A 13,598-nucleotide genomic window follows, 5' to 3' on the forward strand; every position below is an offset into this window, starting at 1 on the left:
GCAAATCATTGAAAAAGAAAGCAGTCCAATTTGGGCTGCTTTTTTTATGCGCGTTCACTTGGGGGCGAGTGCGTCAGGAACTATTCTCTCCGGGATGGTGTGCTCGTTCTGAGCGAGTGTGCCCTCTTGTTTCTCAGTTCAGTCATTGGTGGTCGGAAGATGGATGCAGTGAAGCGAGTGTCGGTCGGGTTGGGATCGTGGATGCTGTTCTTTCTGGCTGCATTTCAACTGCCTTCCGTGGGTGAGGCGGCTGAGTTGGTGCGAGTGGATCGCATCTGGGATGAGGCGCATCACAACGCGTTCACGGACCTGGCTCGTTTTCAGGGACATTGGTTCTGCGTATTTCGTGAGGGCACGCGGCACGTCTCTGACGATGGTGCGTTGCGGGTGCTGCGGAGTGAAGATGGATTGAAGTGGGAATCTGTTGCGTTGATTGAAAGCGACACCGCCGATCTTCGCGACGCAAAATTGTCCGTGACACCTGATGGAAAGTTGCTGTTGAGCGGGGCTGGGGCGTTGCACGACGCGAGTCATGGAAGTCATCAGTCTTACAATTGGTTTTCGGATGATGGCGTGACCTGGAGTGAGCCAGTTGCCATTGGCAAGATCAGCGATTGGTTGTGGCGAACGTCTTGGTCGCATGCCGGCAAGGGGTACAGCATTGGCTATCGGACTGCCGCTCCGGAGGATCGGTTCGTCCGTTTGTACGAGAGTGAGGACGGGCGTCAGTACGACGTGTTGGTCGACAACTTGATGATTGACGGCTATCCAAATGAATCTTCGATCCTGTTTTCGGAAGATGACACGGCGCACTGCTTGTTGCGCCGCGACGCCGGGAGCAAGTCAGGGATGTGGGGCGTTGCCAAGCCGCCTTACACCGATTGGAAATGGCAGGACATGGGAGTCCGGATTGGCGGGCCACACATGATTCGTTTGCCCAATGGCAAACTGGTTGCGGCGGTGCGTCTCTACGACGGGCAGGTTCGTACCTCGCTGTGCTGGATCGATCCAGAGACGGGTGCCTTGGATGAGTTTCTCGCACTGCCATCCGGTGGCGACACGAGTTACGCCGGGTTGGTGTATCACGACGGTCTGCTGTGGGTGAGCTATTACTCGCAGCACGAGTCACTGGATGCGGAAGTCGAGACTGACTTCACAACAGCGATTTATGTTGCCCAGGTGAAGTTGGATTGATCTTTCGGTGATGGATTGGCGTGAGCTTGGTTGCGTCGTTGCCCTTTCGTTTTCATCGAATCTTCCAATGAATGCGGATGGTGGAACGCTACAATTCGCGACGAACTTCCTTCCCTTTGTTTTTGAGCGATATGACTGTTCGACGTGCGTTGTTGGTGTGGGGTGCTTGGACCATGGCTGTGGTGTGGTGTTGCCCTACGACGGCAGCATCGCCGAGTGATCGCGATGTGACATCGCAACGGGGCCACGCCGCAGATGCCACAGCCCACAGCGCCGCGGGTTGCGGGGCAAAGAAGGTCGCAGCAGAAGGGGGTGATTCAGAAAGCGTCGAGTCAACCGAAATGGCGGCCGAGACAGCGGAATCCAATGAGCTGGACGGTAGGAATGGGCGTGACCTGTCACTGCATCGATACAACCCCAAGTCGCAGTTGAAGACGAAAGTCACGGAGGTGAGTCGGGCTGCGTTTCCGGTGGTCGACGTGCACACGCACTTCTTCTATCGATTGCGAATGAACCGCGAGGCTCTCGAAGATTTTGTCGCGGCCATGGACTGCAATCGCATCGCTTTGTGCGTGTCTCTGGACGGCAAGCTTGGCTCCCAGTTCCAGGAGCAAAAGGAGTTCTTGTGGAAAACGCATCGCGATCGTTTCGTGTTGTACGCCAACGTGGATTGGCGGGGCGACGGTGCGACGGACGATCCTTCCACCTGGGCGTGTCACCGACCTGGGTTTGCCGAGCGGACTGTCGAGCAATTGCGTGAGGCGGTCAAGCAAGGGGCTTCGGGACTGAAGCTGTTCAAGCGGTTTGGTTTGGGCCATCGCAATCCGGATGGCTCGCTGGTCAAGATTGATGATCCTCGATGGGATCCAATTTGGGCTGCGTGCGGTGAGCTTCAGATTCCGATCATCATTCACACGGCCGATCCGGCTGCCTTCTTCGATCCGGTTGACGAACGCAACGAACGCTGGGAAGAGTTGTCGCGGCATCCTGATTGGAGTTTTCATGGTGAGGAGTTCCCTTCTCGCGAAGAGCTTTTCGAAGCTCGCAATCGGATGATTGGAAAGCATCCCAAGACGCAGTTCATTGGAGCTCACATTGCCAACAGTCCCGAGGACCTGGCGTTGGTGAGCGAGTGGATGGAGCGGTATCCGAATTTGTGGCTTGAGCCTGCGTCACGAATCAACGAGCTTGGGCGTCAGCCTCGCGCAGCACGAGAGTTTTTGATCCGATACCAGGACCGGATTTTGTTTGGGACGGACGGTCCGTGGCCGAAGAAACGCCTGAAGTACTATTGGCGATTCTTTGAAACCAATGATGAGGCGTTTCCCTACAGCGAAAAGGAGCCACCGCCGCAAGGGTTGTGGCAGATCGATGGGGTGGATCTTCCTCCCCAGGTGCTCCGGAAGCTGTATTATGAGAACGCCACCAAGCTGATCCCCGGCGTTCGGGAACGGGTGGAAGCATTTGCCGCGCAGCATTCCTCGGATTGATCTCAACGAGACCGCATCATGACCATGTCCATTCCGGCCGCTCGCGAGATTCCATCGTTGGACGCCACTGATGTCGAAGCTTTTTTTCGCGATCATTACGCGACTGAGCAGCCTGTGATTTTTCGCGGTGTGACACACGCGGACGGTGGTGCGGAAGAGGTTTGCCGATCTCTGTGTGACAAGATTGCGGTTGATACGTCCGTGACCGAGCGGTTGCTTTGGTATGACGTTCGGCAAGAGATCATTGACGATGCCTGCACCACGCCGCCCGTCGTGACGGAATCAATGAATCCGGACACCGCCTTCTTGCGAGACAACTGCGTTCGCGTTTGGTTCAACTCGGGAGGGCACACCACGCCGTGGCACTATGACGGTCACTCGTTGCACGTTTTTAATTTGCAGCTCAAGGGCAAGAAGCACTGGACGATCGTCGCCCCAGAAACGCCACTTCCCAACATGCCATTCTCGAAGACTTGTTTGTTCGAGGACAACTCTTTGAAAGGCAAGCGGGTCTACGAGTTTGATTTGAACGAGGGCGACATGGTGTTTTTGCCTCGGTATTGGTTCCACCACGTGCACTCGATTGGCGAACTCAATGTCAACGTGAACTGGGTTCTGATGCCCAAGCAGCAGCCTGCCGCAACCAAGATTGCAGCGCGTGAATCAGAGATCCTGTGGTTGCTTCAGAAGACGAGGGGGGTGATGCCGTCGGGCGTCAAATGGATGCTTGATAATTTCGCAGGTGCGGGCGAACCAGCACTGAACACGTTGACGCAAGAGGTTTCTTTGGGGCGCGGTTTGAGTCGCGTGGCGAAGGAGGTGGTCCGCAGTCCGATGGTGATCTTGGCGATTCCCACCTTGATTCGAAAAGCCAGGACGGTGATGAAAGGCAAGAAGATTCTCAGCGGTCTGCTGCAAACGAGTCAGGCCGCCCAGAAGGCGGCCTGAGGTTGAATTTCAATGCTGAGCTGAGCGGAGCAGGTTTGGCTGCTCGCTCGGTCGATCAATGTTCGTGATCGAAGTCAGGTTTCTTGCCTTCGTAAGCTTCGTAGAAGGCGAAGATCGATTCTTCAAGAGCTTTGGCGGTCGCAGGGTCTGCGGACTGCTTGGCTTTCATGGCGTTGACGATCACCTTGTGAGCGGCCATCAGTTTCTTGCCATAGGCAGGGTCGTCCGTTTTGATCCGCTGAGCCATGAAGTAGGCCGCGATCGTGTTTTGGATGCGAGTGGCGTGGTCTTCTTTGGTGGTGACCCAGCGAACGGCTTGGTTGACCGATTGGGCATCGGCCTTGCCAGCCAAGGAATTGATTTCGGTTTGGGCTTTCGAAATCGTGTGCTCGTCTTCCAACATTTCTTCAAAGCGACGTTGGTCGCCATAGATTCCGCAAGGAACTTGGCAGTGAGCCGAGGCAATGGTGGCAAACACGAGTGTCAGGATGGTCGAGGCAAACAGGCGGTTCATATTGTGGTCCAGTTCGGGGATTGGAGCGAAAGAGCGAGGCTGTCCGGTGGGCGCAAGTTAACTTGCACCGCCTTCCAATTGTACCGACTTCTTCTGCCGGTGCGGCGCAAGCTCCACCTCACCCAAAGATTGCCAAGAGTTCCTGGTCCGGCAGGCTGGCGATGTTTGCCACCGCATCGGCGTTCAGCCCATAGTTGGCGACCGTCGAGCGAACCATTTTGTGTGAGCGTTGGGGCGACAGCAGCAGTTCAAACGCGATGGCGAGTGGTGGGATGCCGCTGAGTGGATCCTGCCTCAGACGCATCATCTCAGGCTGGGAATCGCGATAGCCCTGTCGGTGACGGAGTCGGTTCACGCATTCGTGCCACACCGCCGCTCGCGAGTTGGTCTGCATGGCTTGGTCGAGCAGCGCTGTCAGGAATTGGTGAGATTTGACCCCCGCGACGCCTGTGGCGACCGGCGACGACGGCGGGATCTCTTGGAGCGAAACGTTCACCAGGATTTCGCACAAGTTGACGCCGGCTAGCATCGCATTGACGGTTTCGCCAATTCGCGGGTTGGCCTCGATGAATTGATGACGACGGGATGCTTCGTCGTAGAAATATTCGACGAAGAGGGCTCCGTGCCAGTCCAGTGACTGACCAAGTTGTCGGACGTCATCAGCGACATTTTCACGATGCGTGCTGACCCGAACAATGGGAGCACCGCCGACACCACGTCGAAGTGACATCGCATCGTGCCAGGCAACGAGGCGACCGCGATCAAAAATGGCTTGCAGGATCGACAGTTCGCCGGGGGCTGCTGATTGCAGGACAATTTCTTGGTTGGGAAGCGAGTCGCTGTTGGCCGTTTGCTCGTTTACCCATTCAAGCATCTCCGTGGGGTCGTGAATTGCGATCACGCCTCGTCCGGCGGTTCCATGTGCCGTTTTGAGGAAGCACGGGAAATCGGATTGTGCCAGGCAGCCTTCACGGAGCGTTTCGAGTGACGTGCCGTCAATGATCCGAGTCTTGGGTTGAGGTAGGCCCTGTTCTTTCATCACCCGTGCAAAGTTGGCTTTGTTTTGCAATCGGTCGATCGCTTCAAAGGTTGGCAACGCCACGCCAACATGGTTTTGAAGTTGATCTCGCACGCGACTGAGCAGGTAGGCTTGCTCGTGCGTGGCGATGACCACGTCATAACCGTGAGCGTCGATCAGTTCTTTCAGTCGTCGCAGGTACGCGATCGGATCGACGGAAGAAAGCGGGCATCGGTGCCAGTGTCTCACGAACGTGCTGAAACGGCCTTGACTGAGTGCCGCTGAATCCATCACGTCGATCGTGTGTCGGCCGCCTAGGCAGTGCAGTGTTTGGCGAGCCGACGTGCTCGATCCTTCCGTCAACAGGATTCGCCGCGATTTGCTCATCGCGATTGAATCGTTTGAAAACGTTCGATGACTTCTTCGCGGGTGAAAAACTTGCCGGCTCCGCGTTGCTCGATTTCGTGGGCCAGGTCGATCACCATTTGGTTGCAGGGGGCCGTCGTGCCGTGCCGCTCAGCCAAGCGAACGATCTCACCGAGGGTGTGGTCGACTTCGGTGCCTTTGCCTTTGAGCAGATCCTGGTACAGAGAAAACTGAATCGGTCGGCGATTGAAGATCAGCTTGGCACCCGTGCCAACGATCGGGCCGAGCAATCGAGAGTCGAGCTTTCCGAAGAAGCCTCGCAGTTTTCGGATGTCGGGAAGTTTGGGGATGTTGGCAAGTTGGATGCCCGCCGTCTCGAAAACTCGCAAGCATTCATCGGCCAGTGGTTTGCCCACGGCAGTTCGCCAACCGCGATGGCAGACGGCTTCGGTGATGAAGTTGGACTGCGAGAGCGAGGCCGCGTAACCGGGGGAGTTGATCGCCAGTTTGTTGTACCGCACACCTTCGACATTGCGTTCTTCAAAAATGCGAAAGCCAGTCTTCTCAAGCGTCTTGGTCGCGGCGGTCGCGGAGGCCGCGTTGGTGCCTTGGGCATTGGGGCCGAGGACGATTGTGCCTTTGAACTGCAGGCTGGCGGTGCCGGGTTCAGGAACGGTCACATTGGTGGCGGTGATTCCCATGACCAAGTGGTCTTCGTCGACGTGTTGCAGCAAGGCTTCGTCATTGAATCCGTTTTGAACGGACACGACGATGGCTGAACCGAGGTAGGGGGCGACCGTGGCGATGGCTTCGGCGGTGGCTTGCGACTTGACCGTTACCAGGACCAGGTCCGAGTCCGCGATGTCGGCTGGGTTGTCGGTGCCTTGGACTTGGACGTCACGGGTCGGCCAGGGGCCCTGCAGTTGGACGCGTCCGCTATCACGGATGGTCTGAATGTGTGGCCCGCGTCCAAGCAAGACAACTTGGCAAGACGGGTCGTTGTCGCGGATCAAAGCTCCGAGCATGGTGCCGATCGCGCCGGCCCCAAGAACACTGATTTTCATAGCGGGATGTCGGTCATGAGAGATTGAAAAGGGCCGGCGCAAAAAATTCGATGAGTGATGATAACGGGCCAGCGCTGGCTCTTTAAGTGACGCTCGCCGAATTGAAGCACGCGGTGGATGTGCGTTCACGCGAGGCGTCGATCCCGGTTGGCCTGCTCAGTGGGGAGGGGATGGATCCAGTTGCCGGAGGGTTTGCATGAACTCGGGGTCATTCGTCAGGCACGGGTGTTTGTACTCTTCGAAATTGCCTCGTTTCGAGGTCTTGTTGAGTCGCAGCTTTTCCCAGGTGCCGGCGGGAACGCGAGTGACCTGGATTGGCTCGATGCGTCCACTGGCACACTTGTCGGCGTACTCGCAGTTGACTTGCGACAATTGGTGTTGCAGTTCTTTGCCAATCTGTTCGCAGAGATTGGGCAGCGAGGCATCGTCCAGGACCAGGTGGTAACGCGGGCGTTCGCCCAGCGTCGGAGCTAGCGTGAAGGTGCAGGATGGAACGTTGAGGGTTTGCAGGGTTTGTTGCATTGCCTGCATGACTTGATGTTCGCTGAGTTTTTCACCTGTGAAGCTGCAGAAGTTTTTGCCTTTGTTGAGGAACGACAGCATGGGGGTTTGGCCACAGTAACCATCGCATCGCACGAGATCGTGAATGTCATAGCGATACAGGCCGCTGGCTGTTGTCAGCACGATGAAGTAGTTCTCGCCCTCGGTCAGTTCGGAAGCTTCCAGCACGTTTGGTTGGCTGCTGTCGCGTTCGGATTCAGGGATGAATTCAAAGTGGTGGCTGCTGTAGTCGAGCATGCCTGATGGCGAGCCGTTTTGCAGAGGAACCGTCATCCTGCCTTCGCTGGCCGAGAGCCCGTGGTCACGGATCGCCGCGTCGCCGTAGTACTCGGGCAACTGGTTCAGGTAGATGCCAACGGAGCCACCAGTCCACACGGCCAGGAGTGTGAGGTCAGGCCAGGCGTCTTTGGGGTACAGGTGGCCGGTTCGGTCGACAATTTGTTGCAGTTGCCGTGCTCGGCGAGGGTTGGGCCGCAGGCGAGATCGAAGTCGTTGCCGGATCGTATCGGGAATCGGCTGGTCGCCGGTGAGCGTGCCGTCGTGGATGTCCCGAATCAGTGTGTCCTTCATGGAGTCGGCAAACTTGGCAACTTCGACCAGCGTGCTCGGATTGGCGGTGACGATTTTTCCAACGCGGTCGCATGCGAGGCTGAGTCGCAGTGCGGTGTAGTGTTTGGCCAGGTGTTCCGTGATTTGGATGACGCAGGAGGGCAGGACAAACAGTGACCCGATGTAGAACGGTCGCGTTTCCGCGGCCAGCCCGCTGATGTTTCCGCAGGGGGCACCGGAAGGAGTTTGGGTGACGTTCCAGTGGCTCGAGAACTGAAGCGATTTCATTTGCAGAAGGTGCGGGTAATCGCGGTAGACCCCCGTGCCCCAGTATTGCCAGCCGGCTTTGTAGTGGCGGTAAAAGTCTTCGGTGACCGGGATCATTTTGGGGTGATCGGTGGTTCCCGAAGTCGTCGCGAACATGACGACTTTGGTGTTCTTGGGGAACAGAGCCGTCGTTTCGCCTTGGATCACCCGTTCCACATAGGGGCGAGCTTCGTCGTAGCCGGCAATCGGCACGCGGCGTCGGTAATCTTCGAGCGTGCGGATTTCAGAAAAACCGTGGTCGCGGCCGAAACCGGTGTCCGCATTTTGCCGAATTCGCTGAAGCAGGTTTTCTCGCTGGATCTCGCGCGCACGCTCTGCCGTGGCGAGATACCGTTCCAGGCGGCCGACCTTGTATCGCAGCATCGAACGCCGCAGCAGCGTCATGGGATCGGGGGACATGGTGAGCGGGCTCCCTCGGTCGGAATGGGCCAATCAGCTCAGAATGTTCTCGGCGTCCTTTGTCCGTCGCGAATCCAGGGCGTGGGGCGCGGATGCAATTTGCGTCCGAGGCAGGCCACGGTGGAGGCTGAGATCGGTCCGCTGTGCGCAGCGATGGCGAGGCAATCTGAGTTGTCTGGAGGACCTTTGTAGTCCCCCAGATGGCCGGTGCCAAGTTGAGGACAGTGTCCTCAAAGCGATTTGCCACCGCTCAGGAGTACGTATGTTCCTGTTGGTGGCTCCGTGTCACCGTGCCCAATAGGGGCTCTGTTGGGCGGGTTTTCCGGTCTGCCAAGTTGGGATCGGTCAGAAGGGCGCTTCGTCGTCCACTTCGTTGAACGCGTCATTGGCTGCTTCGGTGCCTCCGCCGCCCGTTCCGCCTGATGCACCGACCACTTTGTAGGAAAGGGCCTCGACGCTCACGAAGTATTTGACTTCGCTTTGCGGGTCACGCTGCCATTTCCGGCCGTTCAGACGGTAGGCGACTTCGACTTCGTCACCCATGTTCATCTCGTCGACGCTGTCGCAAGCGTCGCGAGTGAATTCGATGGGGATGTAGTTGCTGAAGCTGCCTTTGTCTTGTTCGAGAACGACCATCCGTTTGCGAAACCCTTTTTGACCGTAAGTCTTGGTTTCTTCGATCACGTGGACCACGCCTCGAACTGTTGAATCACTCATCTCGCTACTCGCCCGCATGTTTCTCGCAAAATCGTCTGTTCGGTCGAAAACGGACCGAAGCAATCACAGCGGCGAAGTGTAAACGTTGATCGCAAACGACTAAAGGTCCTAAACCCAAACGTCCGGAATCCCAAGTGTCTTTGGGCGGCAGTGTTCCGCGGGGCGCGGTGCTCAGCCTTGCGGCCGGAGGGAAGCGGATTGTTGTTGCAGTCGCTCCGATTGCGTCTTCATTCGCTGGTTCATGCGTCGAAGTTCTTCGTCCAGTCGAGCGGAGGCGACGGGTGAAAAGGTGATCTCGGGCGTTCCGAGTCGAACGGAATCGACGTCGGGGATAGTCCCCGGGGCTTCGGCCAGCGATCGGGTGGTCATCGCATCGAGCAGCAGGCACTGAAGGCTGCGCTCGTGAACGGGCACAATCGAGGGTTCGCTCCATTGCAGGTGCATGGCGGGTGTGGCACGGCGAGAGAGCGATTCGATCTGCTGCATTCGGGTGGGCATGCTGTGATGGTCGGCGTCGAACGCACACACCCAACTGCGGCGCGAAGTTCGATAGGCCAGTTCAAACTGGCTGAGGTTGTCCTGCAGCATTTCGTCGAAACGATCCGCCATTTCCATCGAGCACTCCTCGTCAGCGGTCACTCGCCCGAGTGCCAGCCGATCGGGACGGGTGGGGCGGCTGTCATCGCAGTGCAATTGAATCTGATGCCAGGACGATTGGTTCTGAACGGTTTCGATCCGCACGCGTTTGCCGCCCAGGAGTTCGCGTTCCGCCACGTCGGGGCCTGACTTCCACTGCTGGATTGTCTTGGGGCGAGAGCGTCCCCCGCGTTTCAGAGAGCGGAACCGCGCGAAGGTGGTCGCGATTCCGGAAGGGGTGGCCAAAGGGGTTTCGAACATCGCGTCGGTGCCGCTTCCGACTCGGCTCCGCAACGTCAGGCTCGAATAGTGCAGCGACGCCATCTGTCGAGCGATCATCAGCCCCAGCCCCTCGCCGCCCAGGTCTGACTCGATTGAGTTGGTTCCGCTGATTTGCTGCAATCGTTGAGGGGCGATGCCTCGTCCGCGATCGATCACGGACCAAACGGCGACTCCGCGAGGCAGGTCGTCTTCCACCCGAATCAGGATTGGCGAACCGGCTTGGCTGGCGCGTTCGGCGTTGATGATCAGATTGGTCAGCAATCGTGTCAGAATCGTCGGGTCGATCAACACGTCGGCTGAGTTGGGATCCACTCCGTCCCACAGCAAGTCAATTTGCTTGTTGCTGAGAATCGAGCGGGTGGCCAACTCGACCGATTCGCGAATTGCGGAGCGTTTGGTTGCGACTCGGCGAACGCGAGGCGTTCCCGACCTCAGTCGTTCGGCTCGCGCCAATTCACCGATCAGGGAATCGATGTAGCGACACTGGTTCATCGCCCCTCGTAAGAACTCTGCCTGCGAGGGCGTCACGTCGCCGAGGCTGCCGTCGCGGATGACTTCCATGGTGGCCGCGATCCCAGCCAGGGGCGATTTGAGATCGTGCGCGGTTTCGCTGAGCAGTCGCACGGCCGCGCCGAGTGGATCGGGTGCCGCTTCCTTGGTGGGGGAGGCGGTGTTGCGGCGGACGCGGCGGCTGGGACGCACGCTGGTGGTGGATGGGTGGTTGGACGGGGGCATATTGTGGGCTTTCGTTCACGACGGGGCAGGCGTGTCGTTGCCGCCGGGCGGGGCGTCTTTCTCTGAGCGTTGGGGTGAACGCGGACTGAGATTCAATCGACAGGATGCCGCTCACGGCCCGGTCGATTTGATCTCACGCTTCAATGTGAAACCAAATGCAGCAACGATTACTCCATCGTCATATGTTGTGCCGCAGAGGGACTTTGCCTTGAAAAATGCTGTTTTGCCAGCAGCTTTGGTTCCTCGGATTGGGGGAATTGAACGGGTCGCAGCGGTTTTGAGTGTTCGACGGAATCATCCGAATCCGGTGGCGTCAAAGGGTTGGATCGAATGCAACGCAAACGCCGATAGAACGGTCGTGGGTCACGGATCGGGCTGCCTGGGCGCATTTGATTTCATGCAAACGGGAAGGTTGGCCGGGGTGACCTGGCGGTCGTCTCTTGACGTCGGCCACGCTCGCGTGGGACATAGCAACCATCGCGAACTCATTTTTTGTCATTCGAGAGCGGCGAGAGCCATGTGCGGAATTGTTGGATACGTTGGTGCGGACCAAGCGGCTGAGTTTTTGGTCGATGGGCTTCGGCGATTGGAATACCGCGGCTACGACAGTGCTGGGGTGGCCATTCACGGCGGAAACGAGATTGCCATCACGCGGTCAGTCGGTCGAATTCAGGCCTTGGCCGATCGTCTGGGCACCCCGCCGAAAGGCACGATGGGGCTGGGGCACACTCGCTGGGCCACCCACGGGCCGGCGACCGAAGAGAACGCTCACCCGCATCTTGGTGGGGAGGGCGAGGTCGTTCTGGCTCACAACGGCGTCATCGAGAATTTCCAGGTGCTCAAAGACGAGCTGATCACCAAGGGCTACGCGTTCAAATCCGCGACCGATAGCGAAGTGATTGCGCACTTGGTCGCCGAAGGCCTGAAGAACACACCGGTTGATCCGGCTCAGCCCAACATGCGTTACGTGACGGCGGTGCAATGGGCGATCGCACAGCTTCGCGGCACCTATGGCTTGGCCGTCGCATTTCGAGAGAAGCCCGGGCTGCTGATTGCCGCTCGATTTGGCAGTCCATTGGTGCTGGGCGTCGGTCGCGGCGAGTACTTCATTGCCAGCGACGCCTCTCCCATTGCGGGGCGAACCGATCGCATCGTCTACCTGGCCGACCACCAAATCGCGGTCCTGACAGCCGAGGGGTTCACCGTGCTGCATCGCGACAGCGGCAAGGTGCGGGTCAACATCCAGCCGTTGGCGGAAGACACCGGCGAGGTCAGCCTGAATGGCTATGAGCACTACATGCTCAAGGAAATTCATGAGCAACCCGATTCGCTTCGCAACGCCATGCGGGGCCGGTTGAACGATGAGGACGCAACCGCGGTCTTTGGCGGATTGAACCTGACTCCACAGCAGCTTCGCGGGGTGGAACGCATCATTTTGACCGGTTGCGGGACCAGTTGGCACTCGGCCTTGGTTGGGGAATACATGATCGAGGAGTTCGCGCGGATTCCCGTTTGTGTGGAATACGCCAGTGAGCTGCGGTATCGAAACCCGCCGATTGAGAACAACACCCTGGTTTTCGGGATCACCCAAAGTGGTGAGACGGCCGACACGCTGGCCGCACTGAACGAGACCAAACGCAAGGGGCACCGCACGCTGGCGCTCTGCAACGTGGTGGGCAGTTCGATCGCACAAGCGGCCGACGGCGGGGTCTACCTTCACGCCGGACCGGAGATCGGTGTGGCCAGCACCAAAGCGTATTCCAGCCAGTGCTGCGTCCTGGCGATGTTGTCGCTGTACTTTGGCCGAATGCGGCACATGAGTTTCGAGTCAGGCGGCCGCATCATCGAAGAACTGCGGCGGTTGCCGGCCGCGGTGGAGCAAGCGTTGACGTGTGACTCGGAAGTCCGCCGGATTGCTGCGAAGTACGCCGACGCGTCCAATTTCTTGTACCTCGGTCGTCGCTACAACTTCCCGACCGCTCTCGAGGGGGCTCTGAAGCTGAAGGAAATCAGCTACATCCATGCGGAGGGCTACCCTGCGGCTGAGATGAAACACGGCCCGATCGCGCTGGTGGACGAGCACACGCCGAGCGTTTTCATCATGCCTCGCGGCACGACTTACGACAAAGTCATGTCGAACATGGAGGAGGTCAAGGCTCGCGGTGGTCCCGTGATTGCGGTCGCCAGCCACGAAGAAGCTCAGATTCGCCGGATTGCCGATGAGGTCATCATGATCCCGGAAGTCCCCGAGTTTCTGCAGCCGATTGTCTCGGCGATCCCCCTGCAATTGCTCTCCTACCATATTGCCGTTTTGAGGGGTTGTGACGTTGATAAGCCTCGGAACTTGGCGAAAAGTGTCACAGTGGAGTGAATTTCACGGTTGGGCGAGCCTGGTCGTCAATTAGGGTCTGTCTTACCTTCTTCGCTTGATCGTCCAAAGTTGGTTGATCAAGCCGAGGGGCCTTTTCTGTTTCTTTTCGAATACACCTGCAGTGGAGTTATCCTGAGATGAACGATCGGGGTTTGAGCTACAACTCACGCAAAGCACTCATGGTCCACGTTGGCGAAACGGCAGGAGCCGAGATCGCTGATTTGCTGAACAATCTGTTGGAAGAGGTGGAGGAACTCCGCCGCACCAAGGTCAGCATCACGCGGATTGTTCCTGGCCAGCAACCCGTTCACGAATTCATCGAAGAGCCGGTCTGATTGGCAGGTTGGATCGGGTTGGATGAGTCGGTTTGGTGAGAGGATTGGGAGCTCCGCCGATGGCGTTGTCGAGCACAACTTCTGTCACTGCT

Annotated in this window: 11 protein-coding genes; 5 read left to right on the forward strand and 6 right to left on the reverse strand. The window is 58.1% G+C overall.

Features of this window, described 5'->3' with window-relative positions:
• The first annotated feature begins 126 nt into the window (after positions 1-126).
• From UH5x_RS22295 to UH5x_RS22305, 3 genes are all read left to right on the forward strand, one after another.
• Positions 127-1,194, forward strand: a complete 1,068-nt coding sequence (locus UH5x_RS22295; RefSeq protein WP_236696289.1) for a sialidase family protein — start codon at positions 127-129, stop codon at positions 1,192-1,194.
• 131 nt (positions 1,195-1,325) lie between these two features.
• Positions 1,326-2,684, forward strand: coding sequence for an amidohydrolase family protein (locus UH5x_RS22300; protein ID WP_482633727.1), 1,359 nt, complete (start codon positions 1,326-1,328; stop codon positions 2,682-2,684).
• An 18-nt stretch (positions 2,685-2,702) separates the two neighbouring features.
• The gene (locus UH5x_RS22305; RefSeq protein WP_047814913.1) at positions 2,703-3,632 is read left to right on the forward strand and encodes a cupin-like domain-containing protein; all 930 of its coding nucleotides are present in this window, start codon (positions 2,703-2,705) and stop codon (positions 3,630-3,632) included.
• A gap of 55 nt (positions 3,633-3,687) precedes the next feature.
• Here the strand turns inward: UH5x_RS22305 and UH5x_RS22310 are convergent, their stop codons facing one another.
• The 6 genes from UH5x_RS22310 to UH5x_RS22335 all read right to left on the reverse strand — a co-directional run bounded on the left by UH5x_RS22310 (position 3,688) and on the right by UH5x_RS22335 (position 10,800).
• The gene (locus UH5x_RS22310; RefSeq protein ID WP_236696288.1) at positions 3,688-4,146 is read right to left on the reverse strand and encodes a superoxide dismutase, Ni; all 459 of its coding nucleotides are present in this window, start codon (positions 4,144-4,146) and stop codon (positions 3,688-3,690) included.
• Positions 4,147-4,264: 118 nt separating this feature from the next.
• Positions 4,265-5,551, reverse strand: coding sequence for an ATP-grasp domain-containing protein (locus tag UH5x_RS22315; RefSeq protein ID WP_047814911.1), 1,287 nt, complete (start codon positions 5,549-5,551; stop codon positions 4,265-4,267).
• Positions 5,548-6,594 carry a ketopantoate reductase family protein gene (locus UH5x_RS22320; RefSeq protein ID WP_047814910.1) on the reverse strand — a complete coding sequence of 349 codons (1,047 nt, stop codon included), beginning with the start codon at positions 6,592-6,594 and terminating at the stop codon, positions 5,548-5,550. Before UH5x_RS22320 ends, UH5x_RS22315 begins: the two co-directional genes overlap by 4 nt.
• Before the next feature lie 156 nt (positions 6,595-6,750).
• Positions 6,751-8,430, reverse strand: coding sequence for a GH3 auxin-responsive promoter family protein (locus tag UH5x_RS22325; protein ID WP_482633728.1), 1,680 nt, complete (start codon positions 8,428-8,430; stop codon positions 6,751-6,753).
• 345 nt (positions 8,431-8,775) lie between these two features.
• Positions 8,776-9,147 (reverse strand): DUF3127 domain-containing protein, encoded by a 372-nt coding sequence (locus UH5x_RS22330; protein ID WP_047814908.1) that lies wholly within the window; start codon positions 9,145-9,147, stop codon positions 8,776-8,778.
• Positions 9,148-9,318: 171 nt separating this feature from the next.
• Entirely contained in the window at positions 9,319-10,800 is a 1,482-nt protein-coding gene (locus UH5x_RS22335; protein WP_482633729.1) for a sensor histidine kinase, read from the reverse strand.
• Between the two features lie 517 nt (positions 10,801-11,317).
• On the opposite strand from UH5x_RS22335, the gene glmS reads away from it, so the two are divergent.
• Entirely contained in the window at positions 11,318-13,171 is a 1,854-nt protein-coding gene (gene glmS / locus UH5x_RS22340) for a glutamine--fructose-6-phosphate transaminase (isomerizing) (RefSeq protein WP_047814907.1), read from the forward strand.
• 137 nt (positions 13,172-13,308) lie between these two features.
• Positions 13,309-13,506 (forward strand): hypothetical protein, encoded by a 198-nt coding sequence (locus tag UH5x_RS22345; protein ID WP_047814906.1) that lies wholly within the window; start codon positions 13,309-13,311, stop codon positions 13,504-13,506.
• The last annotated feature ends 92 nt before the right edge of the window (positions 13,507-13,598 follow it).

This window comes from Rhodopirellula sp. UH5 (assembly GCF_056839225.1).

Excerpts from the sequence above, each read along its gene's own strand:
- UH5x_RS22320 (WP_047814910.1), bottom strand. The coding sequence starts at position 6,594 with ATGAAAATCAGTGTTCTTGGGGCCGGCGCGATCGGCACCATGCTCGGA.
- UH5x_RS22325 (WP_482633728.1), bottom strand. The coding sequence starts at position 8,430 with ATGTCCCCCGATCCCATGACGCTGCTGCGGCGTTCGATGCTGCGATAC.
- glmS (WP_047814907.1), top strand. The coding sequence starts at position 11,318 with ATGTGCGGAATTGTTGGATACGTTGGTGCGGACCAAGCGGCTGAGTTT.
- UH5x_RS22335 (WP_482633729.1), bottom strand. The coding sequence starts at position 10,800 with ATGCCCCCGTCCAACCACCCATCCACCACCAGCGTGCGTCCCAGCCGC.
- UH5x_RS22300 (WP_482633727.1), top strand. The coding sequence starts at position 1,326 with ATGACTGTTCGACGTGCGTTGTTGGTGTGGGGTGCTTGGACCATGGCT.
- UH5x_RS22310 (WP_236696288.1), bottom strand. The coding sequence starts at position 4,146 with ATGAACCGCCTGTTTGCCTCGACCATCCTGACACTCGTGTTTGCCACC.
- UH5x_RS22315 (WP_047814911.1), bottom strand. The coding sequence starts at position 5,551 with ATGAGCAAATCGCGGCGAATCCTGTTGACGGAAGGATCGAGCACGTCG.
- UH5x_RS22330 (WP_047814908.1), bottom strand. The coding sequence starts at position 9,147 with ATGAGTGATTCAACAGTTCGAGGCGTGGTCCACGTGATCGAAGAAACC.
- UH5x_RS22305 (WP_047814913.1), top strand. The coding sequence starts at position 2,703 with ATGACCATGTCCATTCCGGCCGCTCGCGAGATTCCATCGTTGGACGCC.
- UH5x_RS22345 (WP_047814906.1), top strand. The coding sequence starts at position 13,309 with ATGAACGATCGGGGTTTGAGCTACAACTCACGCAAAGCACTCATGGTC.